The organism is Mesorhizobium sp. M1252 (assembly GCF_040318265.1).
GTDB lineage: Bacteria > Pseudomonadota > Alphaproteobacteria > Rhizobiales > Rhizobiaceae > Mesorhizobium.
The window spans coordinates 162856-189386 of record NZ_JAMYLX010000004.1 but is presented as its reverse complement, the minus strand read 5'-3'; the positions used below and the strand labels follow the sequence as shown (position 1 = coordinate 189386).

General features: G+C 62.4%; 33 protein-coding genes. 10 read left to right on the top strand and 23 right to left on the bottom strand.

Annotated features, from left to right (window positions below):
- Nucleotides 1-9: 9 nt before the first annotated feature.
- Both NKH22_RS10140 and NKH22_RS10135 read right to left on the bottom strand, forming a co-directional pair.
- Nucleotides 10-924 carry an alpha/beta fold hydrolase gene (locus NKH22_RS10140; RefSeq protein WP_352909469.1) on the bottom strand — a complete coding sequence of 305 codons (915 nt, stop codon included), beginning with the start codon at nucleotides 922-924 and terminating at the stop codon, nucleotides 10-12.
- Between the two features lie 141 nt (nucleotides 925-1065).
- Nucleotides 1066-2310 (bottom strand): MFS transporter, encoded by a 1245-nt coding sequence (locus tag NKH22_RS10135; protein WP_023670046.1) that lies wholly within the window; start codon nucleotides 2308-2310, stop codon nucleotides 1066-1068.
- A gap of 203 nt (nucleotides 2311-2513) precedes the next feature.
- Here NKH22_RS10135 and NKH22_RS10130 point away from each other — a divergent pair, with 203 nt between their 5' ends.
- A complete protein-coding gene (locus tag NKH22_RS10130) occupies nucleotides 2514-3386 on the top strand; it encodes an AraC family transcriptional regulator (protein ID WP_023711149.1) in 873 nt (290 codons plus the stop codon).
- A gap of 36 nt (nucleotides 3387-3422) precedes the next feature.
- On the opposite strand, the gene NKH22_RS10125 is transcribed toward NKH22_RS10130, so the two are convergent.
- The 9 genes from NKH22_RS10125 to NKH22_RS10085 all read right to left on the bottom strand — a co-directional run bounded on the left by NKH22_RS10125 (nucleotide 3423) and on the right by NKH22_RS10085 (nucleotide 11263).
- The gene (locus NKH22_RS10125; protein ID WP_023691573.1) at nucleotides 3423-4394 is read right to left on the bottom strand and encodes a Bug family tripartite tricarboxylate transporter substrate binding protein; all 972 of its coding nucleotides are present in this window, start codon (nucleotides 4392-4394) and stop codon (nucleotides 3423-3425) included.
- Between the two features lie 146 nt (nucleotides 4395-4540).
- Complete coding sequence (locus NKH22_RS10120) at nucleotides 4541-5056, bottom strand: hypothetical protein (RefSeq protein ID WP_023686120.1); 516 nt, start codon at nucleotides 5054-5056, stop codon at nucleotides 4541-4543.
- A gap of 92 nt (nucleotides 5057-5148) precedes the next feature.
- Nucleotides 5149-6084, bottom strand: a complete 936-nt coding sequence (locus tag NKH22_RS10115) for a ribose-phosphate pyrophosphokinase (protein ID WP_023686119.1) — start codon at nucleotides 6082-6084, stop codon at nucleotides 5149-5151.
- Between the two features lie 141 nt (nucleotides 6085-6225).
- Nucleotides 6226-6822, bottom strand: a complete 597-nt coding sequence (locus NKH22_RS10110; RefSeq protein WP_023713943.1) for a hypothetical protein — start codon at nucleotides 6820-6822, stop codon at nucleotides 6226-6228.
- Between the two features lie 55 nt (nucleotides 6823-6877).
- A complete protein-coding gene (locus NKH22_RS10105; RefSeq protein WP_023683716.1) occupies nucleotides 6878-8029 on the bottom strand; it encodes a M24 family metallopeptidase in 1152 nt (383 codons plus the stop codon).
- Nucleotides 8029-8823, bottom strand: a complete 795-nt coding sequence (gene pgeF / locus NKH22_RS10100) for a peptidoglycan editing factor PgeF (RefSeq protein ID WP_023695793.1) — start codon at nucleotides 8821-8823, stop codon at nucleotides 8029-8031. The genes NKH22_RS10105 and pgeF overlap by 1 nt, the downstream gene beginning before the upstream one ends.
- A 151-nt stretch (nucleotides 8824-8974) precedes the next feature.
- A complete protein-coding gene (locus NKH22_RS10095) occupies nucleotides 8975-10039 on the bottom strand; it encodes a class I SAM-dependent methyltransferase (protein ID WP_352626093.1) in 1065 nt (354 codons plus the stop codon).
- Nucleotides 10036-10920, bottom strand: a complete 885-nt coding sequence (lgt, locus tag NKH22_RS10090; RefSeq protein WP_023672032.1) for a prolipoprotein diacylglyceryl transferase — start codon at nucleotides 10918-10920, stop codon at nucleotides 10036-10038. The genes NKH22_RS10095 and lgt overlap by 4 nt, the downstream gene beginning before the upstream one ends.
- Before the next feature lie 103 nt (nucleotides 10921-11023).
- Nucleotides 11024-11263 carry a BrnA antitoxin family protein gene (locus NKH22_RS10085; RefSeq protein WP_023683720.1) on the bottom strand — a complete coding sequence of 80 codons (240 nt, stop codon included), beginning with the start codon at nucleotides 11261-11263 and terminating at the stop codon, nucleotides 11024-11026.
- A gap of 397 nt (nucleotides 11264-11660) precedes the next feature.
- Here NKH22_RS10085 and NKH22_RS10080 point away from each other — a divergent pair, with 397 nt between their 5' ends.
- The 3 genes from NKH22_RS10080 (at nucleotide 11661) to NKH22_RS10070 (ending at nucleotide 13146) form a co-directional block, all read left to right on the top strand.
- Nucleotides 11661-11963: an accessory factor UbiK family protein gene (locus tag NKH22_RS10080; RefSeq protein ID WP_023672029.1), complete on the top strand. Its 303-nt coding sequence runs from the start codon at nucleotides 11661-11663 to the stop codon at nucleotides 11961-11963.
- Nucleotides 11964-12279: 316 nt separating this feature from the next.
- Entirely contained in the window at nucleotides 12280-12780 is a 501-nt protein-coding gene (locus NKH22_RS10075) for a type III secretion system chaperone family protein (protein WP_006202532.1), read from the top strand.
- A gap of 6 nt (nucleotides 12781-12786) precedes the next feature.
- Complete coding sequence (locus NKH22_RS10070) at nucleotides 12787-13146, top strand: tRNA-binding protein (RefSeq protein ID WP_023672028.1); 360 nt, start codon at nucleotides 12787-12789, stop codon at nucleotides 13144-13146.
- Between the two features lie 10 nt (nucleotides 13147-13156).
- Here NKH22_RS10070 and NKH22_RS10065 read toward each other — a convergent pair whose 3' ends face one another.
- From NKH22_RS10065 to NKH22_RS10050, 4 genes are all read right to left on the bottom strand, one after another.
- A complete protein-coding gene (locus tag NKH22_RS10065) occupies nucleotides 13157-14179 on the bottom strand; it encodes a glycosyltransferase family 4 protein (RefSeq protein ID WP_023821595.1) in 1023 nt (340 codons plus the stop codon).
- 222 nt (nucleotides 14180-14401) lie between these two features.
- Complete coding sequence (locus tag NKH22_RS10060) at nucleotides 14402-15817, bottom strand: ATP-binding protein (protein ID WP_023672026.1); 1416 nt, start codon at nucleotides 15815-15817, stop codon at nucleotides 14402-14404.
- Nucleotides 15818-15892: 75 nt separating this feature from the next.
- Nucleotides 15893-16612 (bottom strand): response regulator, encoded by a 720-nt coding sequence (locus tag NKH22_RS10055; RefSeq protein ID WP_023672025.1) that lies wholly within the window; start codon nucleotides 16610-16612, stop codon nucleotides 15893-15895.
- Nucleotides 16599-17132 carry a MarR family winged helix-turn-helix transcriptional regulator gene (locus NKH22_RS10050; RefSeq protein ID WP_023683723.1) on the bottom strand — a complete coding sequence of 178 codons (534 nt, stop codon included), beginning with the start codon at nucleotides 17130-17132 and terminating at the stop codon, nucleotides 16599-16601. The genes NKH22_RS10055 and NKH22_RS10050 overlap by 14 nt, the downstream gene beginning before the upstream one ends.
- A 244-nt stretch (nucleotides 17133-17376) precedes the next feature.
- On the opposite strand from NKH22_RS10050, the gene NKH22_RS10045 reads away from it, so the two are divergent.
- From NKH22_RS10045 to NKH22_RS10035, 3 genes are all read left to right on the top strand, one after another.
- Complete coding sequence (locus NKH22_RS10045; protein ID WP_023691566.1) at nucleotides 17377-18270, top strand: branched-chain amino acid aminotransferase; 894 nt, start codon at nucleotides 17377-17379, stop codon at nucleotides 18268-18270.
- A gap of 145 nt (nucleotides 18271-18415) precedes the next feature.
- Nucleotides 18416-18730 (top strand): hypothetical protein, encoded by a 315-nt coding sequence (locus NKH22_RS10040; protein ID WP_023821594.1) that lies wholly within the window; start codon nucleotides 18416-18418, stop codon nucleotides 18728-18730.
- A gap of 230 nt (nucleotides 18731-18960) precedes the next feature.
- Nucleotides 18961-19599, top strand: coding sequence for an MBL fold metallo-hydrolase (locus NKH22_RS10035; protein WP_023711154.1), 639 nt, complete (start codon nucleotides 18961-18963; stop codon nucleotides 19597-19599).
- Between the two features lie 65 nt (nucleotides 19600-19664).
- On the opposite strand, the gene NKH22_RS10030 is transcribed toward NKH22_RS10035, so the two are convergent.
- The 3 genes from NKH22_RS10030 to NKH22_RS10020 all read right to left on the bottom strand — a co-directional run bounded on the left by NKH22_RS10030 (nucleotide 19665) and on the right by NKH22_RS10020 (nucleotide 21060).
- Entirely contained in the window at nucleotides 19665-20090 is a 426-nt protein-coding gene (locus tag NKH22_RS10030) for a BA14K family protein (RefSeq protein WP_023672020.1), read from the bottom strand.
- Between the two features lie 192 nt (nucleotides 20091-20282).
- Complete coding sequence (locus NKH22_RS10025; protein WP_023672019.1) at nucleotides 20283-20495, bottom strand: cold-shock protein; 213 nt, start codon at nucleotides 20493-20495, stop codon at nucleotides 20283-20285.
- A gap of 352 nt (nucleotides 20496-20847) precedes the next feature.
- Nucleotides 20848-21060 (bottom strand): cold-shock protein, encoded by a 213-nt coding sequence (locus NKH22_RS10020; protein WP_006202520.1) that lies wholly within the window; start codon nucleotides 21058-21060, stop codon nucleotides 20848-20850.
- A gap of 473 nt (nucleotides 21061-21533) precedes the next feature.
- On the opposite strand from NKH22_RS10020, the gene NKH22_RS10015 reads away from it, so the two are divergent.
- Nucleotides 21534-21950, top strand: a complete 417-nt coding sequence (locus tag NKH22_RS10015) for a Kazal-type serine protease inhibitor domain-containing protein (protein ID WP_023821592.1) — start codon at nucleotides 21534-21536, stop codon at nucleotides 21948-21950.
- A 554-nt stretch (nucleotides 21951-22504) separates the two neighbouring features.
- Here NKH22_RS10015 and NKH22_RS10010 read toward each other — a convergent pair.
- The 3 genes from NKH22_RS10010 to NKH22_RS10000 are packed head-to-tail and all read right to left on the bottom strand — an operon-like array spanning nucleotide 22505 to nucleotide 23212.
- Nucleotides 22505-22642: a hypothetical protein gene (locus tag NKH22_RS10010; RefSeq protein WP_023683725.1), complete on the bottom strand. Its 138-nt coding sequence runs from the start codon at nucleotides 22640-22642 to the stop codon at nucleotides 22505-22507.
- A gap of 37 nt (nucleotides 22643-22679) precedes the next feature.
- Nucleotides 22680-22946, bottom strand: a complete 267-nt coding sequence (locus tag NKH22_RS10005; RefSeq protein WP_023683726.1) for a hypothetical protein — start codon at nucleotides 22944-22946, stop codon at nucleotides 22680-22682.
- On the bottom strand, nucleotides 22943-23212 hold the full coding sequence (locus NKH22_RS10000) for a hypothetical protein (RefSeq protein ID WP_023672014.1): 270 nt from the start codon (nucleotides 23210-23212) through the stop codon (nucleotides 22943-22945). The genes NKH22_RS10005 and NKH22_RS10000 overlap by 4 nt, the downstream gene beginning before the upstream one ends.
- Before the next feature lie 327 nt (nucleotides 23213-23539).
- Between NKH22_RS10000 and NKH22_RS09995 the strand changes: the two genes are divergently transcribed.
- Nucleotides 23540-23713, top strand: a complete 174-nt coding sequence (locus NKH22_RS09995; RefSeq protein ID WP_245260589.1) for a hypothetical protein — start codon at nucleotides 23540-23542, stop codon at nucleotides 23711-23713.
- A 203-nt stretch (nucleotides 23714-23916) separates the two neighbouring features.
- Nucleotides 23917-25551 carry a tetratricopeptide repeat-containing sulfotransferase family protein gene (locus NKH22_RS09990; RefSeq protein ID WP_352909464.1) on the top strand — a complete coding sequence of 545 codons (1635 nt, stop codon included), beginning with the start codon at nucleotides 23917-23919 and terminating at the stop codon, nucleotides 25549-25551.
- 7 nt (nucleotides 25552-25558) lie between these two features.
- Here NKH22_RS09990 and NKH22_RS09985 read toward each other — a convergent pair whose 3' ends face one another.
- Both NKH22_RS09985 and NKH22_RS09980 read right to left on the bottom strand, forming a co-directional pair.
- A complete protein-coding gene (locus NKH22_RS09985) occupies nucleotides 25559-25912 on the bottom strand; it encodes a DUF1428 domain-containing protein (protein ID WP_023683729.1) in 354 nt (117 codons plus the stop codon).
- 71 nt (nucleotides 25913-25983) lie between these two features.
- Complete coding sequence (locus NKH22_RS09980; protein WP_023821590.1) at nucleotides 25984-26412, bottom strand: VOC family protein; 429 nt, start codon at nucleotides 26410-26412, stop codon at nucleotides 25984-25986.
- Nucleotides 26413-26531 lie beyond the last annotated feature (119 nt).

The window sequence follows — 26531 nt, the reverse complement described above, 5'->3', positions numbered from 1 at the left end:
GGACAGTGCCTATTTATCGAGAAAACCAGTGATCAGTTTGACGGTGTCGTCGGGGTTTTCCTCCATGATCCAGTGTCCGGAAGCGGGCACGATGCCGCCCGTTACATCGGTCGCAACAAGCCGCAGGAGATCGGCCTGCGTAGTGCCAGCGGATTTTTCACCGCCGACAGCCAGTAGCGGCATGGTCAGTTTGCCGCTGGCGGCAAGCATCGCCTGGTTGTCGATCGCGTCCTGGTCAAACGCCTTGAACTGCTCGAAAGCGTCATGCATCGCATGCGGGCGGGCATAGAGTTTGGCGTAGTGCCTGCGCGTCGCCTCGTCGATCTTCTTGGGGTCAGCCGACAGCTCGTTGTAGAAGCGGTCGAGATAGATGCGCTCGCGCCCCGCGACCAGCCGCTCCATATCAGGGCCGCGGAAGTTGAAGTGCCAAAGCAGCGGGCTTTGCTTGATCTTTTCCCAGTCGCCTATGCCGGGCAGCGGCGCGTCGATGATAACCCATTTGGTGATGCGCTTGGGATACTGAGCGGCGAGCGCATAGCCGACCATGTTGCCGATGTCGTGGGTGACGAGATCTGCCTTGTCGATCTTCAGGGCATCCAACACGCCGGCGATGTCGACGGCCTGGTTCTTCTTGGCGTAGCCCGCTTCCGGGTGGGCCGACAGACCCATGCCGCGCAGGTCCGGCACGATGACGGTGTGGTCCTTTGCGAGGGCGATGGCCGCGGCGCCCCACATGTCTCCGGTATCGGCAAAGCCGTGCAGCAGCACGACGGCGGGACCCTTGCCGCCAACGCGCACATAGAGTTTGGTGCCGTTGGTTTCGACGGACTGCGTCTTGAAACCCGGCGGAAAGGGAACGATGCGTGCCGTCGCCGGCAAGGTAACAAGAAGCACACCCAATACGGCCAATACGATCTTGCGCATGTCATCCCCCAGAGACGTCGAAGGCCCCAAGCCTTCGTTGATGACTATCTCTAGCAGGCTTTTCAACCAGCGCATGGTGAAAGAATCACAGAGGGCGCAGCAATGCCGCGCCCTGCGTCAAATCCGCAAAATCGACCGGTTTTATCTGGCCGCCGCTTGCGCCTTCCTGGCTTCCTTCATGTTGGGCAGGAACACCGTCAGCAGGCCGAGCAGCGGCAGATACGAGCAGATCTGGAAGACGAAATCGATGCCCTTCATGTCGGCGACGACGCCGAGCACGGCGGCTGCAATGCCGCCCATGCCGAAGGCGAAGCCGAAGAAGATCCCGGCGATGGTGCCGACACGTCCCGGCACCAACTCCTGCGCAAACACGACGATGTTGGAGAAGGCCGAGGACAGGATCAGGCCGATCAGCACCGTCAGCACCATCGTCCATTCGAAATTGGCGTAGGGCAGCGCCAGCGTGAACGGCAGCACGCCGACGATCGAGAACCAGATCATCGCCTTCTGGCCGTAGCGGTCGCCGAACGGTCCGCCGAGCAGGATGCCCAGCGCCGAGGCGCCGAGGAACAGGAACAGCATGACCTGGCTCATCTGCACCGACACGCCGAACTTATGGATGGAATAAAAGGTGTAGTAGCTGGAGAGCGAGGCGATGTAGGCGTTCTTGGTCAGCACCAGCAGCGTCAGCACCGCCAGCGCTCCCATCACCTTCTTGCGCGGGAAGGGGGAGACGAAGCTTGCCGCCTTGCGATTGCCCTGCGCGGCGCGCATCCGGCTGTACCAGCCGCCGACCCGCGACAAAACGATGATGCCGATCAGAGACCCGACGGCGAACCATGAAATGCTGGTCTGGCCGAAGGGCACAACGATGAAGGCAGCGAGCAGCGGCCCCATCGACTGGCCGAAATTGCCGCCGACCTGGAACAAAGATTGCGCCAGGCCAAAGCGGCCGCCGGAGGCAAAGCGGGCAATGCGCGAGGATTCCGGATGGAAGATCGCCGAGCCGATTCCGATCAGCGAGGCGCCGACCAGAAGCAGCGCATAGTGGCCGGCATAGGCCAGAACGATCAGGCCAATCAGCGAGGACGCCATGCCGTAGGGCAGCGAATAGGGCATTGGCCGCTTGTCGGTGATCATGCCGATGACCGGCTGCAGCAGCGACGCCGTGACCTGGAAGGTGAAGGTCAGAAGACCGATCTGCCAGAAATCGAGACCGTAATTCTCTTTCAGCAGCGGATAGATCGCCGGCAGCAGCGATTGCATGATGTCGTTGATGCCGTGGCAAAAGCTCACCGCCAGAATGACGGTGAAGGCGGTCGCCTGGGCTGAAGGGAGGCTGGCGCTTGGCTGCGGTGCAATGCTGGTGGCTGTCGTATCGGTCAAGGCAGGCTCCGAGGTCTTTTTGGCGGGTGTTTGCCCGCGGGCAGGCTTGGCGGCCGCTCCCGCGGACCGCCTTAAGGACGCTCGTCTGAAGCGCTTGGGCGACGCCCCTGCGGAGCGCCTTGGGGATGGCTGCCTTATAAGCCGCTTGCGAGGCGACTTCTTTCGTGGTTTGGTCCAATAGTTTCGCAAGTGGGCCATAGCCGATGCCACATGGCAGGGACATCTTCCGCGCCGGCAATGCCGATCTCGGCCGATTGCACGAAAGCCGCTGGCAGTGGCTGGAGGAGGTTTCCGGGCCGGCGGTGGCTTTGCCGACCGAATATCCGGACGGTTACCTCGTGCCGCAACACCGCCACAGCCGCAGCCAACTGCTGCATGCGCTGGTCGGTGTCGTGCTGGTGACGACCAGGTACGGGCGCTGGATGGTGCCGCCCGACCACGCAATGTGGATACCGGCCGGCACCGAGCATTCTGTCGAAATGCTGGGCGACGTCTCGATGCGCTCGGTCTATGTCATGCCGGGCGCTATCCCCGGCCTGCCGGAAGGCTTGCGTGTCGTCGGCGTCACCGAGCTGATGCACAGCCTGATCGTAGAATCGGAAAAGCTGCCGCAAGGTGGCGAACTGGAAGGCCGCGGCGGGTTGATCATGAACCTCTTGCTGCACGAGATCCCGACCTTGCCGGAACGGCCGCTCGGCCTGCCGTTCCCGTCTGATCCCAGGCTGGCGGCGCTCTGCCGACGCTTCGTGGCGGCACCGTCGCCGCATGCCACGATCGACGAGTGGGCCGATGCCGCGGGGATGAGCCGGCGCTCCTTCACCCGCGCCTTCCAGCGCCAGACCGGACTGTCCTTGTCGACTTGGCGCCAGCAGGCCTGCCTGTTTGCGGCACTTCCCAGGCTCGCCGATGGCGAGCCGATCACCAGGGTGGCGCTCGACCTCGGTTATGACAGCGTGCCGGCATTCATAACCATGTTCAAGCGCATGCTCGGGGCCTCGCCGCGCGGCTATATGCGCGGCGCCCGCGACGAAGGCATGCGGCGGGCTCAGCCTCGACTTGAGGCCCCGGCGCCGTAGCGCCAGGAAAAAGCCCGCAGCACTTTGTCGTAGGCCCTAGTCCAGCTGAACGCCGCTGGCCTTGACGATCGGTTCCCATTTGGCGAGTTCGGCCTTCACATGCGCTCCAAGCTCTTCCGGGGTGGAGGCCACTATCGAGGCGCTGAACTGGGCCATGCGGGCGATCACATCAGGGTCTTTCAGGGCTTCAACTGCCGCCTTCTGAAGAACGGCGACGACCTCCGGCGGCGTGCCTGCGGGCGCGAACAGAGCGTTCCAGCTGTAGGTTTCATAGCCGGGAATGGTTTCGGCAATGGCCGGTATGTCGGGGAAGGAGGGAACGCGCTCCTTGGTGGTGACGCCAAGCGCTCTCAGCGTCCCGCTCTTGATATGGCCCGATGAAGAGGGGAGGTTGTCGAACATCATCGGCACCTGATTGCCGATAACGTCGTTCAAGGCCGGTCCGGCGCCCTTGTAGGGAATGTGCTGCATACTGACGCCGGCCATCGTCTTGAAAAGCTCGCCGGAGAGATGCAGCGGGGTGCCATTGCCTGATGAGGCGTAGGCATATTTGTCCGGGTCCTTCTTCAGCATCTCGATCAGTTCCTTGACGTCCTTGGCGGGGAATTCAGGGTTTACGACCAGGACGTTTGGCACCAGCACGAGCAACGATATCGGCGCAAAATCCTTCTCCGCATCGTAGGGCTTTGTCTTCAGGATCAGCGGGTTGAGCGCGTGGGTTGCGACCGTGCCCATCAGGATCGTGTAGCCGTCCGGTTCGGCTCGGGCGACCTGGGCAGCGCCGATGCTGCCCCCGGCGCCGCCGACATTTTCGACGACAATCTGCTGGCCCAGCTTTTCGGACATCTTGTTGGCGACCAGGCGCGCGACCAGATCCGTCGAGCCACCGGCGGAAAAGGGGACAACCATGGTGATGGTCCGGTCCGGAAAATCGGCGGCCCAGGCCGCCGGTGCTGAAAGGGTGGCTGCGATGGAAACCGCGAGCCCGAGCAAAGTCCTACGCCGCATCTGCTACTCCTCCGTTGATTGGAGGGGCAGTATGGCCATGGTGAACTCCTCGCACAATGCAACCATGGACTGACTGCCCGCCTCAGGAGATCGGGCTTGACACCGATGCTTCGGTTGGCGTGCGCGAGAACGCCTCACCCCTCAGTTCAATCAGCCTTGGTCCAGCTGAAAACAAGCCATTTGTATCGTGACGTCTCTTCAGGCTCGGCCGTGTAGGTCATCTGCATGTCGCCGCCCTCGGCGTAGATGTCGAGCCTGGGCGCCGTGTCCAGTTCGAGCCACAGGGAATCGTTCTTGAACGACCATGTCCCGCACCAGACGCAAGGCCCCGATGCCGGGTCACCCGGTTGGTGAAAATTGTAGCGGCCGTCCGCCGTGATCTCCAGATAGTCGAAGGCGCCATAAAAGGCGGTCACAGTCTGCTGAAATTCGGTCGCAGACGCTTCCTGGTCGGGCTTCGCCGGCTCTTTCAGATCACGCGGTGGCCGGATTGCGGACCCTGCGATGCTCCATTTGCCGATGAAATCCTTTTCGGTGGGAAGATATTCCGTTTGCGCCTGCGCGGTCGAAACCGGAGCGATTGTCGGCGCATAGGCCGCGCTGGCGATGCCGATTGCGAGAAGCATTCCTGCGATGCCTGCAGCCTTGATTCGATTGCGCATCAGCTGGCTCCTTTCACGACGGTTTGGGGCAGATTCCAAAAAGGAGATTACCCCCGAGCCAGGCCCGTGGGCACGCTTTTGGGCAACATGGATTAATCGAACAGGCTCGACACGGACTCTTCGGTCGCTGTGCGCGAAATCGCCTCGCCCATCAGGTCGGCGATGGAGATGACGCGGATATTCGGGGCGTCGAGCACGCCTTGCGTCGGCTGGATGGAATCGGTGATCACCAGTTCCTGCAGCTTCGAGCCGCTGATCCGGGCGACCGCACCGCCCGACAGCACGCCGTGGGTGATATAGGCGGTGACGCTGGTAGCGCCGTTGGCGAGCAGCGCATCGGCGGCATTGCACAGCGTGCCGCCGGAATCGACGATGTCGTCGATCAGCAGGCAATCCTTGCCGGCGACCGCGCCGATGATGTTCATCACTTCGGATTCACCGGGACGTTCGCGGCGCTTGTCGACGATGGCCAGTTGTGCGTCGAAGCGTTTGGCGAGCGCGCGGGCGCGCACCACGCCGCCGATGTCGGGCGAGACGACGACGACATTGGCAAGCTGTTTGTATTTTGCCTTCACGTCGCGGGCCATCACCGGCACCGAGAACAGATTGTCGGTCGGAATGTCGAAAAAACCCTGGATCTGGCCGGCATGGAGGTCGAGCGTCAAAACGCGGTCCACGCCGGCGCGGGTGATCATGTTGGCGACCAGCTTCGCCGAGATCGGTGTGCGGCCCGAGGCCCGGCGATCCTGCCTGGCGTAACCGAAATAGGGGATGACCGCGGTGATGCGCTTGGCCGAGGAGCGCATGAAGGCATCGATCATGATGAGCAGTTCCATCAGATGATCGTTGGTCGGGAACGAGGTCGACTGCAGGATGAAGACATCCTCGCCGCGCACGTTTTCCTGGATTTCGACGAAGATTTCCTGATCGGCGAAGCGTCTGACGCTGGCCTTGCCCAGCGGGACATTGAGATAGCGGGCGACCGCTTCGGCCAGCACCCGGTTGGAATTGCCCGCGAAAAGCTTCATGCACCGTTCCTGGCGAAGGATGGGGAGGTCCTCTTAATCGGGCTTGTAGCGAGCCGTGCCGGTATTGCAAGCCTCGTTGACGGGAATCCGCCGGCTAATCTCAAAAACGTCAACAGTGAACGGAAGCCGGTAACAGGCGGATCAGCCGGCGCTGCCGCCGAGCCAGGCCGCGAACTGGTCGATCGTCTGGTCGGCGATCGCCTGCATGGTAGCGGGTGCAACCGCGGGCCAGCCTTCGGCGGCATTGACCGAGGGCGCCTTCTGCTGGCCATTGATGCGGTGTAGCCGGTTGCCAGCGGGGTCATAGACGTCCCAGACATAGATAACGGTGGTATCCTTGCCTTCCGTCATGGTCGAGAAGTAGCCCTTCAGCACATGGGTGGCGGCCTGGTCGGCGCTGCCGGCAAGGGTGATGCCGCGCTGCTTGGCGCGTGTCTGCAGTTCGGCCGTCAGCGGCGTTGCCGCTTCCACGGAGGCGCCGACGATCGGCGCGATCTGCAGCCGGGTCTTCGACAAAGCGGCGGCGCTCTGCGCGGGGTTGGCGGGTGTCGTGGCGCCGACGACCGGCGCTGGTGTGGCGGCGGGCGCGATGCCCGGGGCAGCCAAGGGCTGAGCCGGTTGGGCCGAGGCTGCCGGCGGCGTGATGGCGGACGGCTCAAGGACGTCCTTGGCATTGGTGCAAGCGGCCAGCACAAGCGCTGCGAGCAATGACACGGTCGTCACATGCGATCGTCTCATCTGCCCGAAAACTCCTTAGTCGCGAACGCCCCCGCGTGGACCAACCATTATGGATTCACTGTACGATCAAGTCGAGATCATGGCGTGAAAGCGGCTTCGGCTGGGATTCGGTGGTCAGGTAGGTGCGGCCAAGCGTCATCGCCGTCTCGGTTTCGGAGTCCATGATGATCATGTGCGCGAACAATGTCATGTTGGGCGCGATCGGCTCGGGATTGCCCTGGTAGAACATCGGCATATCCATCCAGGACGGGGTGAAGCGGGCGCCGACGGAATAGCCGCAGGCGTTCAACCGATGCTTGGTCAGGCTGTGCGCCTCCAGCGTGCGGGCATGCGCGTCGAAGACGTCGCCGAAGGTGTTGCCGGGCGTCATCGCCTTCTCGACCGCCAGAAGAGCCGCGCGGGCGGCGTCGAACAGCTCCTGATGGCGCTTCGACGCCTTGCCGGTCAGCACGGTGCGCATCATCGGCGCGTGATAGTGATGGAACACGCCGGCCCATTCGAGCGTCAGCTGATCGTTCTTGGTCAGCTTGCGGCGCCCGGCCTTGTAGCGGCAGAGCAGCGCGTCGATGCCCGAGCCGATGATGAATTCATTGGCCGGATAGTCGCCGCCGCCGGCAAACACCGCGCCCTGCATGGCGGCAAGGATCAGCGCTTCGTCGCCGCCCTGCTTGATCAGCGGCAGGGCCGCGTCGAGCGCGTCGTCGGAAAGGTTGGCGGCCTTTTCGGCCTTGGCGATTTCAGCCGGGCTCTTGAACAGGCGCAGACGGCCGACAATACCGGAGGCGTCGGCGATCTGGCCGAAGGTCTGCAGCTGCTCGTCGACGCGGCGGCCATTGAAGGCGGTCAGGCCATGGGTGTCGTATTCGACGCCGATGCGGGCGCCGAGGAGATTGAGGTCGTTGAGCAGGTTGCGCAGGTCGACCGCCGGGTTGGCGCCGTCGCGGTCGGTCCACAGCACGATGTTGTCGATGATCGATGTGTGGCGCGCCTGGCGCAAATCGGCCGAGCGGGTGAGCAGCACCATCGAGCCGTCAGCCTTCACAACCAGGCACTGGAAGAAACAGAAGCCGAACGTGTCGTAGCCGGTTAGCCAGTACATGCTCTCCTGGGCGAAAAGCAGTACAGCATCGAGCTTCTTTTCCGTCATCTCGATCATCAACCGGTCACGCCGGGCGTCAAATTCCGACCGTTCGAAATGCAGCGCCATTATCCGTTCTCCAAAACAATTGCCGAAACCTGCCGACCGTAGTCCGGTTCCTTGCGATGCGTCGCGCGCCGGTAGGAAAAGAAGAGATCCTCCTCGGCATAGGTGCAGCGGCCAAGCCCCTGCGCGGTCACGCCAGCCTTCTTCAGCCGGTCGACCGTATAGAGGTTGAGATCGAACATTGCATGCGCCGGATTGGCCGAAGGCGCGAAATAGCCGATGTTTTCGGCATCGGCTTCGACGAAACGGGCGACGAATTCCGGCCCGACCTCGTAATTGTCGGGGCCGATCGAAGGACCGAGAACCGCAATGATGCGCTCACGGCGGGCGCCGAGGCTTTCCATCGCGGCAATGGTGTTTTCAAGCACACCGGTGAAAGCGCCCTTCCAGCCGGCGTGTGCAGCGCCAATGATGCGCGCTTGCGCATCGGCGAACAGCACCGGGCCGCAATCGGCCGTCGAGGCGCCGATGGCGATGCCCGGCCGGTCGGTGACGATGGCGTCGGCCTTGGGCCGCGGGCCGGGAAAGGGTTCCCTGGCAATAACGACATCGGGCGAGTGGACCTGATGCGCGGTCAGGAGATGGCTGGCCGGCACACCCATCCAGGCAGCGACGCGGCGGCGGTTCTCGGCGACCAGCATCTGATCGTCATCCGACCCGGTGCCGATGTTAAGTCCCTGATAGATGCCGCCGGAGACGCCGCCGATACGGGTGAAATAGCCATGGCGGATACCTCGCGGCTTGGCCGCTTCCAGCAGCGGCGAGCGAACAGGATCCGGTTTGGTCTGATTCAGCATGGATGGGTTTGTTGTCCGCGCCGGCGTTTTCGTCAAGGCGAAGTTCGGCCGAGTGATTGCGACAGTGCTGCTGCGTCGACTTTGCATTGGCCAAAAGCAGGCATGCGACCACAAGCGACATGGCGGGACGGCTTGTAACGATCTCTGAGGGTCAGACTGGCTGATGCGGCAGGATTTGCAGGATTTTGAACAGCGTGCCCATGCCGTCGGGTCCGGCCAGGCGCTCGACGGCATCGGCAATGGTTTGTCGTGCCTCTTGGCTTGCCTGGCTGCCCAACTGGCCAGCTCGCTCAAGCAATCCCATGCCAAGCAGAAAGTCGCCCTGCGTCGCCAATTCCACATCGAGGCCATGCGCCCGCACGACGGCGGCCAGTGCCGCGAAGTCGACATGGGCGGTGAGATCGGCTTCGCCGGGATTGGCCAGCACATCTTCTGGGGCGTGCCTGCGCACGGCCTGCAATGTGTCGCCGAAACCGGGCTGGAGATGGCCGTAATCGGGGAACAGCCCGGCGCCGCCGTGGTCGGCTATGCGTTCGGCAATGGTCGCCATCAGTGCCGCGCGGGCCGGTGCTATTTCGAAAATAGAGCCTTGTGGCGCCTCGGCGGCGTCTTCCGGCAGCAGCGTCGCCTCGACCGAGCCGGCGCCGGCGAAGAAGCTCAACTCGTCTGAGACATCGAGGCCGATCACCCGTTCGCGCCAGCCGGCGCCGGCGCGGATGAACTGGCGGATCGGCACAGCGTCGAACAATTCGTTGCCGACAATCAGCAACGGCGCCTGCGGTAGTGTGGCGATGGTTTCGTGCCAGCCGAGCTCAACCGAAGTTTCGGCAAGCGTCTGCTTCTGGATTTCAGTCAGCCGCGGACTGGTCTCGACCAGAGCGAAGGATGCTCCGGCGGCGATAGCCGGATCGAGCCGCGTCAGGGTGCGAAGCATGTCCTTCATCAGCGTGCCGCGGCCAGGCCCGATCTCCGCGATGGTGACCGGCAGGGGTCGGCCGATCGCCAGCCAGGCCTGATAGAGCCAGACGGCGACGAGTTCGCCGAACATTTGGCTGATCTCGGGTGCGGTGACGAAGTCGCCGGCGGCGCCGAACGGCTCGCGCGTGGTGTAGTAGCCGTCGCTGGGATCGAACAGGCAGAGCGCCATGTACTCGTTGACGGGGAGGGGGCCGAGCGCGCCGATCAGGTCGACGATGCGGGTCTTCAGCCGTGTCATGCCGGCTGTGGTTGCGGCGCCGGTTTGGCTGTGGCCATCGCCCAGATGCCGGCCAGCACCATCGGCAGCGACAGCACCATGCCCATGGTGAGCCAGCCGCCGAGGAGGTAGCCGAGCTGCTGGTCGGGCTCGCGGAAGAACTCGACGAAGATGCGTGACAGGCCGTAGCCGCAAATGAAGGCGCCGCCGACAAAGCGCGGCGTCTTCAGCTTCAGCCGCGAATGGGTGAGGAAGCGCAGGACCAGGAACAGCACCGCGCCCTCGAGCAGCGCTTCGTAGAGCTGGCTCGGATGGCGAGGCTCCAGGCCCGCGACACAACCCGCCACGGTCTGCTGGAGACGCTCGTTGCAGAAGACGACGCCCCACGACACGTCGGTCACGCGACCCCAGAGTTCGGCATTGACGAAGTTCGCGATGCGGACGAGGCCGAGCCCGACCGGCACGCCGGCTGCCACCACGTCGAACAGCGTCCAGGTGCGGATGCCGCGCTTGAGGGAAAACAGCGTCATGGCGAGGATGACGCCAAGCAGGCCGCCATGGAACGACATGCCGCCCTGCCAGACGGCGAAGATGTCGAGCGGGTGGTCGATATAGCGCTTTAAATCGTAGAAAAGCACATAGCCGGTGCGTCCGCCGAGCACGACGCCGACGGCGGCCCAGACGATGAAATCGTCGAGGTCGATCGGCTTCATCGGCAAGACGCCATCAGGCCACAGCCTTGTGTTGGTGACGAGCCGCTTGGCGTACCACCAGGCGAACAGGATGCCGACGATATAGCCGATGCCGTACCAGTGCACAGCCAGCGGGCCGATCTGAACCAGGATCGGGTCGATGTTGGGGAAGGACAGCGACGCCATCGGCAGCGGGAAATAGTCGTTCAACAGGATCTCCTGGGAGGGCTCGCGTTAGGGCGCGGACCATGCGGCAGGGTTTTGGCGGGGTCAAGGCAAGGTGACGACAGCCTGATCGTCAGAGATAATGGGCTCAACCCTGCGGCTTGCCGGCGACCAATTGCCTGAGCGCATCGTTGATCCTGTCTTGCCAGCCGGGGCCATCTTCCTGGAAATGGTCGAGCACGGCGCGATCGATCCTGATCGAGACAAGCTCGCGAACGTTTGGTGCGGCGGAGGGTTCGCGAATGGGAGGCGCGGGTTTCTTGACCGGCTTGAAGGCCGCTTCAGCGGCTTCCATCGGATTGGTCGGTCGGCGCGGGGGCGTTGCCATTGGTTGATCCTGAATGAGAGTGACTCTTGCCTGGAGCAAGTCGTGAGAAAAACTAGGCCGCTGGTCTGTGAAGACCAGTAACTTCACTTGGTTCTCTCTGCCATTGCCCTGTATTTGGCTTCAAGCCTGTCCAGCACCTCGTCGCCAGGCTAGACCCGGCCCGCACTGGCATCCGAAATGCCCTTTGCGAGTGCTGCATCGAGTGCTGCAAAGCGCTTCTCCAAGTCCGCACTGTCCGTCACGGCAACCGTCGTTCCAAGAATCCATTTGCGATAATAGCAATCTGTCGGCCGGACCGTGAGCCAAATCGCGTCCGACATGAAGCCGCACCAGCTTCAACGTTCTTGCATTCCGCAGGCAGTGCCACTACGTCAATTCCAGCAAGCGAGGATTTGCCATGTCGACCGGACCGAACCGCATTCTCGATGAATTCGCCAAGCTGATGACCGATGCCGCGGGTGCCGCACAAGGCGTGCGCCGCGAGGTGGAGACTGCCTTCAAGGGGCAGGCCGAGCGCATCCTCAACACCATGGATGTGGTGCAGCGCGAGGAGTTCGAGGCTGCCCGCGACATGGCTGCCAAGGCCCGCGAAGAAAACACCAGGCTGGCCGCCCGCATCGATGCGCTCGAGGCCAGGCTTGCCGAATTGACCGGACAGGCCGCACCTGTGGCTGCGGCAAAGCCCAAAGCAAAAAAATAAAATTTGAACTTTTCCACAAAGCACAATCCGAAAAAATGCTTTGCCGTGAATCGTTTACCGGCGATGCATGAATCTTTGTGACAGCGCCTTTCCACATGCTGATGACGCAGTGCGAAAAATTAGGCTGTTCACGCGACTCCCGATCAATAGACTGAATTTGTTGCATGATTCGGAGCAGGGTCATGCGGCCGGGCGGTGGGGTCCGGTCCGGGGTCTTTGTGTCGTGAAGTCCTGGCCGTCCGAGTTCAAGACAAGATTGTTCGTCGTGTGTGCCCCGCGGAGCGTGTGGCGCTCCCCTGAACACAGGAAGCATTCCATGGAACTTCTCGAACTCGAATTCTCCCGCGAAATCCATCCGGTGGATGTCATCGAGCAGGTCGCCCATAACAATGACTGGTCCTTCGAACGGGCCGGCGATGACGAAATCTCGATCTCGGTTGCCGGCAGCTGGACCGACTATCACGTCTCCTTCTCATGGATGGAGGATTTCGAGGCGCTGCATCTGGCCTGTGCTTTCGACATCAAGGTGCCGGAAGCCCGCGCGCTGGAAGTGATGCGGCTTTTGTCGCTGATCAACGAGCAGATGCTGTTTGGCCATTTCGATCTCTGGGAGCAGGAGGGCGCGATCATGTTTCGCCAGTCGCTGCTGCTCGCCGGCGGGGTCGAACCGTCGAGCCAGCAGGTCGAGGTGCTTTTGTCGTCGGCGCTTGAAGCCTGCGAGTGCTATTTCCAGGCCTTCCAGTTCGTTGTCTGGTCGGGAACCTCGGCCAAGGATGCGCTGGCCGGCGTCCTGTTCGAGACCTATGGCAACGCCTGAGCTTCCATGAGTTCGAGCAGCGCGCGCAAGCCCGAGATCAGCTTTGCCGATTTTGATCGTGTCGACATCCGTGCCGGCACGATCGTCGAGGCCGAGCCTTTCCCCGAGGCGCGCAAACCCGCGTTCAAGCTGAAGATCGATTTCGGCCCTGAGATCGGCGTGAAGAAATCCTCGGCACAGATCACGAAATACTATGCGCCGGAAACGCTGGTGGGACGGCAGGTGTTTGCGGTGGTGAATTTCCCGCCGCGCCAGATCGGTCCGTTCATGTCGGAAGTGCTCACGCTCGGCTTCCCTGATGAGGAAGGCGCCGTGGTCCTTGGCGCCATCGAGCGCAAGGTGCCGGACGGCGGCAGGTTGTTTTAGGAAGATTGCGTCAGGCGGCCAGCTTGCGCGTTGTGCTCAGCGCCTCTTCGACCGTGTCCATGAACATTTCGGCGCAGGCTTTCCAACTGTAGCGCATGGCGCGTTCGCGCGCCTCGGCGCGGTCGACATTGAGCGCGGCGAGCGAGGCCTCGCGCAGATCGGTCGACACCGCGCCGCCGATGCCGTCGCCGACAATGTCGATCGGTCCGGTGACCGGATAGGCGGCCACCGGCGTGCCGCTGGCCAGCGCCTCGATGATCACGTTGCCGAACGTGTCGGTGCGGCTGGGGAAAACGAAAACATCAGCCGAGGCGTAGATCTCGGCCAGCTCATCGTTCGGGCGATGGCCGAGGAAATGCGCCTGCGGGTATTTCGCCCTGAGCCTGGCCAGTTCCGGTCCTTCGCCGACGATCACCTTGCTGCCGGGCAGGTCGAGATCGAGGAAGGCGCTCAGGTTCTTCTCGATGGCGACGCGGCCGACGCACAGGAATACCGGGCCGGGAAAGCCGAGGTCCTTCTTCTTGTCCGGGCGGAAGTGATCGGTGTCGACGCCCCGCGTCCACGGCCTGAGCTTGGTGAAGCCTCGCGACGCAAGGTCCTCCGCCAGCGACTGGGTGGCGACCAGCGTGCCTTGTCCCGAATTGTGGAAATCACGCAGCCAGCGATAGGCCCAGCTCTCCGGCACCGGCAGGCGGGCGCTGAGATATTCGGGAAAGCGGGTGTGATAGCTGGTGGTAAAGGGACGGCCAGCATTGCGGCAATAGCGCCGCGCCATGATGCCGAGCGGGCCTTCGGTGACGATATGGATATGGTCGGCCTTGCGAGCCTCGATCAGCCGCGCGACATGACCGGGCGTGGTCAGCGCCAGCCTGATGTCGGGGTAGGTCGGCAACGGCAAGGTGCGAAAGATGTTCGGGGTCAGGAAGTCGACCGCAACGTCGAAGGTTTTCAGCGTTTCGGTGAGCCGCTCCAGCGTGTGGACGACGCCGTTGACTTGCGGCCGCCAGGCGTCGGTGACCATCAGGATGCGCATGGCGGTCCTTTGCTCGGGTCGACGGTTGCCTTGATGCGATAGCGGTACGGCCCGGCTGCCCTCGCTTCGCTCCACCGCACCCGGGCAGGCACGAGGTCGAAGTAAGGCGGCTGAGCCGAATCAACTGAGGTCGCGCGCTTCATGCGCGCTCTTGACCATGGTTTCATGACGGGCGGATGAAGGTGGTTTTTGGCCGAGCCCGCCTTCCAGATCATGCTTTGGTCAGGCGGGCACCTTGATCACCGCCCGCAGGCCGCCGAGCGGGCTGTCTTCCAGCATGATGTCGCCGCCATGGCTGCGGGCAATATCGCGGGCGATAGAGAGACCAAGGCCGGTGCCGCTGGCGTCGAGGTTGCGCGCCTCGTCGAGCCGCACGAATGGTTTGAACACGTCCTCGCGCTTTTCCGGCGGGATGCCCGGACCGTCATCGTCGATGGTGACGACGAGTGAGCCGCGGCCGTGATCGGCGCTGATCTCCACCGTCTTGGCATAGCGCAAGGCATTGCCGGCGACATTGGACAACAGCCGGGCGAAAGCGTGCGGGCGCACATGCACGTCCGGATCACCGGCAAGCACGGTCGATAGCTTGCGCTTGTGCAGCGACGCCTCCTCGCCGAGCTTTTGGAAATAGGCCTCGAGATCGAAATGGCCGGCATCTTCCGACGCTTCGCCGCGGGCAAACGCGATATAGCCTTCCAGCATCGACTGCATGTCGTCGATGTCCTGGTTGAGCGCGGCCTTGGTCTCGGGCTTGCCGCCGGCCAGCGCCAGCTGCAGCTTGAAGCGGGTGAGGATGGTTCTGAGATCGTGGCTGACGCCGGTCAGCATGGCGGTGCGCTGTTCCAGCTGGCGTTCGATGCGCTCGCGCATCTGGATGAAGGCAAAGCCGGCCCGGCGAACCTCCTCGGCGCCGCGTGGGCGGAAATCGCGCGGCATCGGCCGGCCCTTGCCGAAGCTTTCGGCGGCCTCGGCCAGAGACAGGATCGGCCGGATCTGGTTGCGAAGGAAGGGGATGGCAATCGTCAGCAGGACCAGTGACGTCCCGACCATCCAGATCAGGAAGATGTGGGTGTTGGAGGCATAGGCCTGGCTGCGGCGCACGAAGACGCGCAGCACCTTGCCCTCGAGCTGGATGCGGACCTCGACGATGTTGGAATTGCCGACCGTGTCGATCCAGAACGGGCGGTTGATCTGGCGGGTGATCTCGGTGGAAAGGACGTCGTCAAGGATCGAGAAGAAGGGCTTGGGTCCAGGCGCCGGCAACGGGTCGGGCGGCAAGAGGTCGACCTTCAACTGCATGCGGTCTTGGGCGATGCGGATGATGTTGGCGTAGTCGCCATCATGCGGATAGGTCTCGATCATGTCGATGATCGCGGCGATGTCGCGCACGGTGGCCTGCGACAGGCGCTGCGTCACGGTTGCCCAGTGGCGTTCCATGAAGTCGAAGGCGACGACCGACTGCAGAAGGATCATCGGCGCGATGACGATGATCAGCGAGCGGGCATAAAGCCGCTTGGGCATATAGAACGCAACCAGCCGCCAGAACCGCTTCCAGGCACGCGGCATTGCTTTCAGCGCGCGTGAAACGCGCGCGCCAAAGCCGCCCTGTTCCGGCCGTTCCAGTTGCGTGGTCGCCATTTGTCCTTTCGCTGGGTCAATGGCCGCTGGTCGATGGCCGCACATCTATGGCCAAGGGCGGCCGTCAGCGGCATTCTATTCCACGCTGAGCCGATACCCAATACCGCGCACCGTCTGCAGCCAGACCGGATTGGACGGATCGCGCTCGATCTTGCGGCGCAGCCGGTTGATCTGAACGTCGATGGTGCGCTCGCCGACTTCCGAATCGTCGCCGACAAGTTCATGGCGCGGGATCGTTTCGCCGGCCCGCGCGGCAAAGATCGCCAGGATCTCCTGCTCGCGGTCGGTCAGCTTCAGCGCCTCGCCGCCCCGCTTCAGCTCGCGCCTGGCGATCTGGAAAGTATAAGGGCCGAAGACCAGCTGCTCGACCTTGGGCGTCGTCGCGGGGCCGCCACGGCGCAGGATGTTGTTTATGCGCAGGATCAGCTCGCGCGGGTCGAAGGGCTTGGGCAGATAGTCGTCGGCGCCGGCCTCGAGCCCGGTGATGCGGCTGTCGGTTTCCGATAGCGCGGTGAGCATCAGGATCGGCACGTTCTTCTCCGCCCGCAGCGCCTTGGTGAGGTCGACGCCGGTCTCTCCGGGCATCATGACGTCGAGGACAAGGAGGTCGAAGTCGAGTCCGGCGAGCTTTCGCCTGGCCTCGCCGGCATTTCCAGCAACTGTGACGCGAAAACCGTTTTCGGTCAGATACTGCTTGAGCAAATTGCGAATGCGGGTGTCGTCGTCGACCACAAGCAGATGCGGCGCGTCATCGTCCGGCGCCGTCGGCTGGTCCACCCTCTCAATGGTCTCCATGGCTTTTCCCTGACATGTTTGCAGGCACAATGTCGATCTGCGCCCTTAGTTCCGGATTGACCATGGCTTCCAGGAATCGTTCGATCAAGGGACGCTCGCTGGCTCCGGAATCTTCCAATGCAGCACGGATGCGGCGTGACTGTGGCCGCGCCAGGGCCAGCGCCAGGGCGCGCCCCTTGGCTGTCGGATAGAGCTCCCGCTGGCGGCGGTCGCGCGGACCCTGCAATTGGACGATATGGTCGGTGTCGATCAGCTGCTTGAGCACCCGCGCCAGGCTCTGCTTGGTGATCTTGAGCACGTCGAGCAGTTCGGCGACCGTCAGTCCCGGCCGGCGGTTGACAAAATGCAGCACACGGTGATGAGCGCGGCCAAAGCCGTAATCGGCCAGGATCTGGTCCGGATCGGAAGTGAAATCGCGATACGCAAAGAAGAACAGTTCGATGATGGCGAAGTCGATGCCGTCCTCGTCGGTGATCGGCGTCTTGATCGGTTTTCCGGCAGCTGGGCTTCGATCCGTCATCATTCCTCCGTCCATAGAGGGAAATTATGTCAGTACTATTGACGTAATTTCCCCGCAATGGTAATTTTTGACAAGCTTTTCGGCTGAATGCGAACGACAAGGCAAGGGAGTGCGGTTTTTCCGGAACTTCCTGAGTTTGCCAGAGTTCGATTCTCCGCTTACGCTTCAAGGGCCGCCCGACGCGGCTGTCGCGCAACAAGAACAACACTAATGATGTGCGGGTCGCCGCCCGCGGGAGGTTTCCATGGCATCCGTTCCCTTCGACCAACTGGACGGCTTCATCTGGATCAACGGCGAGTTCGTCAAATGGGCCGATGCCAAGATCCACGTGCTGACCCACGGCCTGCACTATGCCAGCGCCGTCTTCGAGGGCGAGCGCGCCTATGGCGGCGCCATCTTCAAGCTCAACGAGCACACCGAGCGTCTGCATGAATCGGCGCGCCTGCTCGGCTTCAATATTCCCTATTCCGTGGCCGAGCTCAATGACGCCTCGACCACGCTTCTGAAGAAGCAGGGTTTCCAGGACGCCTATGTCAGGCCGATCGCCTGGCGCGGCAGCGAACAGATGGGGGTGTCGGCGCAGAACAGCCGCATCAACTGCGCCATCGCCATCTGGCAATGGCCGAGCTATTTCGACCCGGCGCAGAAGCTCAAGGGCATCCGTCTCGATCTGGCGGAATGGCGCCGGCCCGATCCGCGCACCGCGCCGTCGAAGTCGAAAGCCGCCGGCCTCTACATGATCTGCACCATGTCCAAGCATGCCGCCGAGGCCAAGGGCTATGCCGATGCCATGATGCTCGACTGGCGCGGCCAGGTCGCCGAAGCAACGGGCGCCAACATCTTCTTCGTCAAGGATGGCAAGATCCACACGCCGAAGCCCGATTGCTTCCTCGACGGCATCACCCGCCGCACCGTCATCGGCCTCGCCAAGGACCGCGGCCTTGAAGTCGTCGAGCGCGCCATCATGCCTGAGGAACTCGCAGGCTTCGAACAGTGCTTCCTCACCGGAACGGCAGCGGAAGTGACGCCGGTCTCCGAGATCGGTCCGTACCGATTCGAGGTCGGCGAGATCGCCAAGACTTTGATGAACGACTATTCTGCTGCGGTGCAACCTAAGCATGCGATAGCCGCAGAATAACGAAAGTCACAGCTTTTTTCGCAAGCAGGGGCGGTTTTGAGGCCGGCCCCTTTATTTCAGCATTTGTGCATTTGACTTTCGTATAATTCAGCGTCTCATGATGGTGTCGGCCCGGGAGGCTGGCAGCTATGGAGGGACTAGGTACATGGATACGAATACGCTCATTGCGCTCGTTGTGCAGGTAATTGCAGGTGTTGTCGGTGGTCAGGCGGTCGGCGTTGCGCTGAAGAATGCGGCGATGGGCCAGCTGACCAAAATCCTCGGCGGCGCCGTTGGCGGCGTCGGCGGCGCGGCGATCCTCGGCAGCCTGCTCGGCGGTACGGCCGACCCGGCAGCGGCTGCCACGGCAGCGGGCGGATTGGGTGATACGCTGAACCTCAAAAACCTGCTCGGCGGCGCCGGCGGCGGCGCCATCCTGACCGGCATCATCGGTGCGGTCATTGGCGCGATGAAGAAGTAAGCCTCTAGATCATTCGCCGTTTCACGGCGAATGATCTAGTTTGTTGTTTCACGCAATTCCGGACGGAAGACCGCTTTACACTTTTCCTGGAATTGCCCGAGACTCAGGCTTCGTCAAATGGGCGGCCGTTGGGCCGCCCATTTCTGTTTTGGGACGGACTGTTTGCCTTTCAGCAGTGGACGGCCTTCGCCCACGCCTCTACATCACGCTGGAACAGCGAAAGGACAATCATGGGTCAGCTCAATGCCGGCATCGTGCCGGTCACGCCTTTCCAGCAGAACTGCACCATCCTGTTCGACATGGATGACAAGCATGGCGTCGTCGTCGATCCGGGCGGCGACATCGACAAGGTGCTGGCGGTGCTGAAGGACAATGCGATCACCGCCGCTGCGATCTGGATCACCCATGGCCACATCGATCACGCCGGTGGCGCCATGGAGCTGAAGGAAGCACTCGGCATCGAGATCGTCGGCCCGCACGAAGCCGACAAGCTATTGCTCGACAATCTCGAGAACCAGGGCCAGCGCTACGGCATTACCGGGGTGCGCAACTGCGTCCCCGACCGGTTTCTCGCAGAGGGCGAGACGGTTTCGTTCGGCTCACATATGTTCGAGGTGCTGCACTGCCCCGGCCATGCGCCCGGCCATGTCGTATACTACAATCGCGCGGCGAAGTTCGCTCATGTCGGCGACGTGCTGTTTCGCGGCTCGGTCGGGCGCACCGACCTGCCGGGCGGCGACCATGCGGCGCTGATCGCCTCGATTAAGAACAAGCTTTTGCCGCTCGGTGACGAGATCGGCTTCATCTGCGGCCACGGCCCGGGTGGCCGCTTTGGCGAGGAGAGGCGGACCAATCCCTTCCTGACTTAGCGATGTCTTTCTGCCAAAAAAAAGCGCTGGCCTTGCGGTCAGCGCTTTTTGTGGGACAGGGAAGCTCAATTCGCGACGCAGAAATGCTGCTCACCGTCATTGCCGGTGAACGTGCCGCTGCGGGCATTGAAGCTCCGGTAGCGGTCCGAGCAGTATTCGTACCAGTCGCGGGTCCACGGCTCGGCATAGCGGTCGGCATAGACGACCCGCGGTTCGGCATAGTAACGGCGCACCGGCGCCGGCCGCACTTCGCGGTAGTCGTAATCGTCGTCATAGCTGCTGTAGCGCGGCTGCGGGTTGCTCAGCGCACCGGCGATCAGAGCGCCGGCCGCAAGGCCGACGACACCGGCCGCAAGCGCGTCGCCATTATGATGACGACCATGGCCATGATGCCAGCGGTTCCAGTCCTTGGCATTGGCGGCAGGCAAGGTGGCGAGGGTGGTCGCGGCGAGAGCGGCGCCCAGGATGGCGGTCTTGAAAATGCGATTCATTTTGGTCTCCTTCGTGCCGGCCCGGATAGTTTTCGGGGATGCGGTCCAGCCTAGGGGACGATTAATAGAAGACCGTGGCTGAACGGGGGCTGAACGGAATTGGCTGATACGATCCAGTTCTTGCGGCAAAACCAAGCGCGTACGCAAGGCGCTCCGCCTCGTCAATCTCCGTCCGGACTGTCTTGAGCCGGCTTAGCCGACCGACAGGTTGACGGCCTTCGGACCCTTGCCGCGCTTGTCCGGCTCGGTGTCGAATGTCACTTTCTGTCCATCCTCTAGACCGGAAAGACCCGAAGCCTGCACGGCCGAAATATGAACGAAGACATCCTTCTGCCCGTCGTCGGGCGTAATGAAGCCGAAGCCTTTGGCATGATTGAAGAATTTGACAGTGCCGGTCTGCGGCATGGGAAGCTCCCTTTGATCCCATAAAGTCCAGTTTCGGGCCGGCAAATGCCCGAAGGGAAATTTGTCCTTTATTTTAGCGCTATCGGCAAGAGAAAGTTTTGGCCAGGGCGGCAACGCTGAAGGCTGGTCAAATAGATTGTGGCACGGAAGGCAATTCGCGCCAGACGATTGCTCCGGCGATCAGCCACGCCATGGACCGGTAGAGCGTCCTTTGCCTGCGGCGACGGCGGACATGAAAAAGGCGCGACCAGAAACGTCGCGCCTTCGAAACTCTGGACGGCTGACAAAGCCGGTTCAAACACGCTTGAGGTGCTTTTTCGAGCGCCCTGACGGGCGCGCGGGCACCGCCGGTTCAGGCCGCGCGGAGGTTGACCGCCTTCGGACCCTTGCCCATGCGGTCGGGTTCAACGTCGAAGGTGACCTTCTGGCCGTCGACGAGGGTACGCAGGCCCGAGGCCTCGATCGCGGAAATGTGGACGAACACATCCTTGGCGCCGCCATCGGGCGTGATGAAGCCGAAGCCTTTGGTCGCGTTGAAGAATTTAACGGTGCCGGTCTGGGCCATTGGGGAAACTCCTTCACCCGTGTCAGTCTTATGGTTTGCCCGCCGCCTGGCATCGTGGGCAAGTCCCGGTGGTTGCTTCGGCAGTCCTGCATTTGCGCATGGTAAAACCCCCCGCCGAAAACGGGGCCGTCAGAGATTCACAGTATCGGGGAAAGGTCGTCCAAAACGTTCCGCTCTCCGGGTCGCAAATGCCCGAACACAAAATTTATCGCACGGAAACGTGATCGTTGCAAGATAGCGCCGCGGGCCGCGTCCATCGACGCATCCCAACGCAGGCGCTTCGATAAACCTGGGTTCTTAAGAGTTCATCAGCCAGAGCCCGGCCACGCATGGTCCAGCGGTCTGGTCCAGGGCCAAAGCAATGCGCGGGCCGGGCATCGCATGGCTCCCGCGCCGCAAACGGGGGTTGCATTTGGCAAGGGAATGGCGAGGATCGACAGGCGCGTTTTGCGCCGGCTCGAGGGAGGCATATCATGAGATTTCTTGCGACGATCTTCTCGCGCCAGGGTTTTACTATTCTCTTCCTGTCGGGTCTTCTTGCGGCCTGCACCGTCGTCGTCGATGACGGGCCGGGACCACGTCCGCGCCCGCCACGGCCGGAACCGGAATTCTGCACCAGGCAATACGAGCCGGTCTGCGCGCGGCGCGGCGGTGACCGCCAGACCTTCGCCAATGCCTGCCTTGCCGAACGGGAAGGCTACCGCATCGTTCGCGACGGCCCTTGCCGCGACGGCGGCGGTGGTGGCGGTGGTGGCGGCGAAGAGCCGACATTCTGCACGCGCGAATACGCCCCGGTCTGCGCCCGCCGCCATGGCGAGCTGCGCACCTTTCCCAACGCCTGCGAGGCCCGTTCCGCCGACTACCGCGTCGTCGAGGACGGCCCCTGCTGATTTTTCCTTCTCCCCTGTCGGGTGAGTCCGCCGGAGGCGAATTCACCGTCCCACTGGCACGATAAAAGGCGGCGAATGCCGGGACCCTGCGAAGCAGCGGGGACCGGGCGGGTGGACCGGACCACCCTTGGTCCTTCGCAGGCTCAGGGCGTTCGAAACTCGAAAAGCCAACAATTGGCTTTTCGTCTGCTGCGCGGACCGCTTCTCACCCCCAAGGGAGAAGGCAAGGTCGCGGATCGGAGTGGTTGCCTACGCCGAATACGCCCCGTCGGCCGGGCCGGCATAAAGCTCTGCGCCGTCCTCGTCGCAAATGCGCAGACGGTCGGGGATCTGCGGCATGGCGAGGCTGTGGAACAGCGCGGTGGCGCCCTGCAGGGCGGCGCGCAGGTTCGGCGCGTCCAGCGATACCTTGTCGAGCGTGGCTTCGTCGACGTCGCGCGAGCGGCTCGACGAAGAACGTCAAGCAAGCCTCCGTTGCAGAGTTTTGCGCGAGATCGTCAGTCCGAGATCGTCAGTCCATTGCCGGCAGGTACGCCAGGCGCGCCCCTGCCTTGTCAGCCCTTCGACTTCGGCTTCAGGCTGCTCTCGGCTTGCTTGACCGAGGAACCGAACGGGGAGGCGGCCTTGGCCACCACCTTGTCTTTCTTGGGCTTGCGAGTTTCGCGATTGCTGCGCTGCTGACCCTTGGCCATCCGTCTGCTCCTTCGTACGTGCTGGGTGGGTGCGGTGTCAGACGGCCGGGCTGTCGGGGACAGCCGGGGCGTCCGCCACTTCGAGGTTGTCTTCCGTGGTGACCCGCTCATAGGTCTCCTGCTCGCTGCGGATGCGATATTGCGGCGAGCCATCCTTGACCGGCAATCTGCTCTTTATCTGAAACAGCTCGGCGGTCTTCTGGGCGAGCCCGCTGCGGCTCTTCATGCGCACGGTCTGGCCGACGGCGAAGAGGTGCGAGGGCGTGTCGGTGCGCGGACGCGCATTCTGCTGGAAGCGGATCATGCTGCGTTCTCCTGGTCGCGCCTCAGCGCTGTTTCGAGTTCGAGGTAGTCGATGGCGACAAGCTGGCTGGTGGCCGGGTTCTTCACCGCCCTTGCCGGCAAATGGATGAAGGTGGCGACGCGACGCCAGGCAAGCCGCGACATGCCCTCGATCAGCTCTTCGTCGTGATCGATGTCATAGTCGCCGGCCGGCAGTTGCCCTTCCAGCCCGCCAAGCACGAAGGGTGCCGCGAAATGGGCGATGGAACGGGTGGTGCGATCCGGCATTGGCTTGGCTCTGGTTCGTCGATGCTTTCCGGCATCAACAGGGAACTCAACCATCGGCGATTGGAATGAGTTTGGCGGGTCGAGTATCTCCGACGCCGCTATATGCCAAGCTTGGCCCAAAAAACGATCTCAGACCAATAATCCGAAATTGCTGATTATTCAAGCTGATTTCCGCCACGGCTCGACCGATATAAAAATTTCTCGTATAAACCTCTAATAAATCTGCTATCCTGGAACAATATCAACCAGTTTCTTATTTAGAGAGCATCGGAATAAATTCCAGTGCCTAAGATTATTTTTTACGAAAGGGCAAAATATATGAGAATCATGAAAACGCCGGATCGTCCGACCGCAACAATCGAGCCAATCGTCCTCTTCCCCAAGGCAATGTCAGTGCGCCTGACGATAAGAAGCGACGAAGCGGCACGGCGCAAGATTGCCGACACCGACGGCACGCAGCGGCGGGAGCGCCGGCTCGCCGAAAGCAACCGGTTGATTTGAACGCTACATTTTCCTGGAATTCCTCTAGAGTTTCGAGGAGGTCCGCGCCCTTGGCGAGCCCACTCTTCCCTTGAACCTGCAGCGCCGATGGCCTAGATCGCGGCAAGCGGACAAAACACGGCAGGTTTCCCATCAACAGAGATCAGAGAAGAGCGGCGGGTGCTGGAGCTGGCGGACAGCCGCCGCTGGGCCTCGACCAATATGTGCAGCAGGCGCTGCAGCTGCATCAGGCCGGGCGCCGGCAGGAGGCCGAGACGCTGTACCGGCAGGTGCTGGCGCGCAAGGCCAATCACCCGGCAGCGGCGCATTTCCTGGGCCTGTTGCTGCACCAGACCGGGCGCAACCCCGAAGGGCTGGAGCTGATCGAGCAGTCTGTGCGTCTGCAGCCGAAGAATCCCGATTTCCTCAACAATCTCGGCACGGTGATGCGCGATCTCGGCCGCATCGCAGCGGCCGCCGATTTCTTCCGCGGCGCGGTAGATCTCAAGCCCGACCAGCTCGCGGCACGCGACAATCTGGGTTCGGCGTTGAAACAGCTCGGCCAGTTCGAGGCTGCGGAGGACATCTATCGCGGCACAATCGGGCGCAATCCCTTCCATGTCCGCGCCCGCATCGGGCTTGCCGAAACGTTGCAGGAAGCCGGTCGTCTGGACGAGGCGCTGGCGACCTTTCGCGAGGCGCTGACGATCCGGCCCAGGGATGCCGACCTGTTGCACGGGCTCGGCGTCGGGCTGATGGAAAAAGGCAAGCTCGATGAGGCGGCCGACCTGTTCCGGCAGGCGCTGGCGATCACGCCAGGCATGGCAAAAGCCTGGCTGATGCTGACGCAGGTCAAGCGCCAGAGGGAGCGCGACGCCGAACTCGCCGGCATGGAGGCCCAGCATGCCAAGGCGCCGGCCGACAGCCTGGCGCGCATGCAGCTGTCCTTCGGTCTCGGCAAGGCCAATGACGATTTGAAGGACTACAACAGGGCCTTCGACTATTTCGCTGAAGGCAATGCGATCCGCCGCAAGGGCATCGATTATGATCCGGTCAGGACGCGGGCCGAATTCGAGGCGATGAAGACGGTGTTCAACGCCGGCTTTTTCGAAAAGCACAAGCCAAGTGCAATCTCCGACGACACGCCGATTTTCGTCGTTGGCATGCCGCGCTCCGGCACCACGCTGGTCGAACAGATCATCGCCAGCCATCCACAAGTCTATGGCGCGGGCGAGCTCAGCATGTTGAAAACCGCGGTCGGCAAGCAATTTCCGCTGACCATGCCGGGAGGTTTCCCCTGGGGACTGGTCGATGTATCCGACGCGGAGTTTGCGGAGGCGGGCCAAGCCTATCTCGACATGCTGCATGAGCGCTATCCCAACTTCAGGCATGTCACCGACAAGATGCCCGGCAACTTCCTGCTCATCGGCTTCATCCATATGATGCTGCCGAAAGCCAAGATCATCCATTGCGCGCGCGATGCGGCGGCGACCTGCCTTTCGATCTACAAGGTGCATTTCCGCGGCGACAACCACCGCTACGGCTATGATCTGGGCGAGCTCGCCGATTTCCACAATATCTACACCGACATCATGGCGCATTGGCGCGATGTTCTGCCGGGCGTCGTGCATGACGTGCGTTACGAGGATTTCGTGGCCGACCAGGAGGGACAGACGCGGGCGCTGATCGCGCATCTCGGCCTGTCCTGGGACGACAAGGCGCTGTCGTTCCACGAGACCGACCGTCCGGTGCGCACGGCCTCGGCCGCGCAGGTGCGCCAGCCGATGTATCAGGGCTCGGTCGATCTCTGGAAGCGCTATGGCGACAGATTGAAGCCGCTGCTGGACAAGCTGGCCTGAGCAGCGGCTAAAGCTCGATGAAGGGCTGGAAGCCGCCGAAGATCATGCGCTTCATATCGAAGGGCATAGGCCCCAAATCGGGCGTCAAACGCGGATCGGCCATAACCTTGGCCATTACCGCGTCGCGGCTTTGCCTGGATGAATAGACGGCCCAGGCGAAGACGACGATCTCGTCGTCTTTTGCCTGAACGGCACGCGGAAACGAGGTCAACTCACCATAGGGCACGTCGTCGGCGATACATTCGACATAGGCGAGCGCTCCGTGTTCCTTCCATATCGGGCCTGCGAGGTTGGCCAGCTTCTTGTAGTCATCGATATTTGCCTTCGGCACGGCGAGCACGAAACCATCGACATAGGACATCAGGTTCTCCTTGGAGTATCTCACAAAGCTCCTTACCGGCGTCAGCCGGTGAGGAGCTTTGTCAGCGGTGGTCAGTCTCTCTTCGCCGGCGCGTTCATCGCCCATTCGACCCCGAAGGGATCGCGCATGTTGCCCCACTGGTCGCCCCAGAACATCAGCTGCAGCGGCACTGCGACTTCGCAGCCGGCATCGACCGCGCGCTTCCACCAGCCATCGATCTCGTCGGCGCCGAGATGGAGCTGCATGGTATAGCCCTGCGGCTTGACGGCAGGCATGCCGTTTTCGGGGTAGAAATCGGAAATCATCAGCGTCGAGCCGTTGATGTGGAGATGGATGTGCATGGTGCGGCCCTGGTCATCGGGCGGATAGAAGAACACCTGCTCGGCGCCGAAGGCCTTCTTGTAGAACTCGGCGGCCTTGAAGGCGCCGTCCAGTTGCAGATAGGGGGTCAATCCACCGAGAACTTTCGCGGCCGGCTGAATGGGGGTCTGGTCGGTCATGTCTTGTTCCTCTTTGGGTTTGGTCTGGGCGCTTGGTTGGCCTTGCGAAGCCTAGGACGAACGAGGCGGCGGCGATCCTACATGTCTGATGCGATTTTCTGGGCCGATGCGATTTTTGG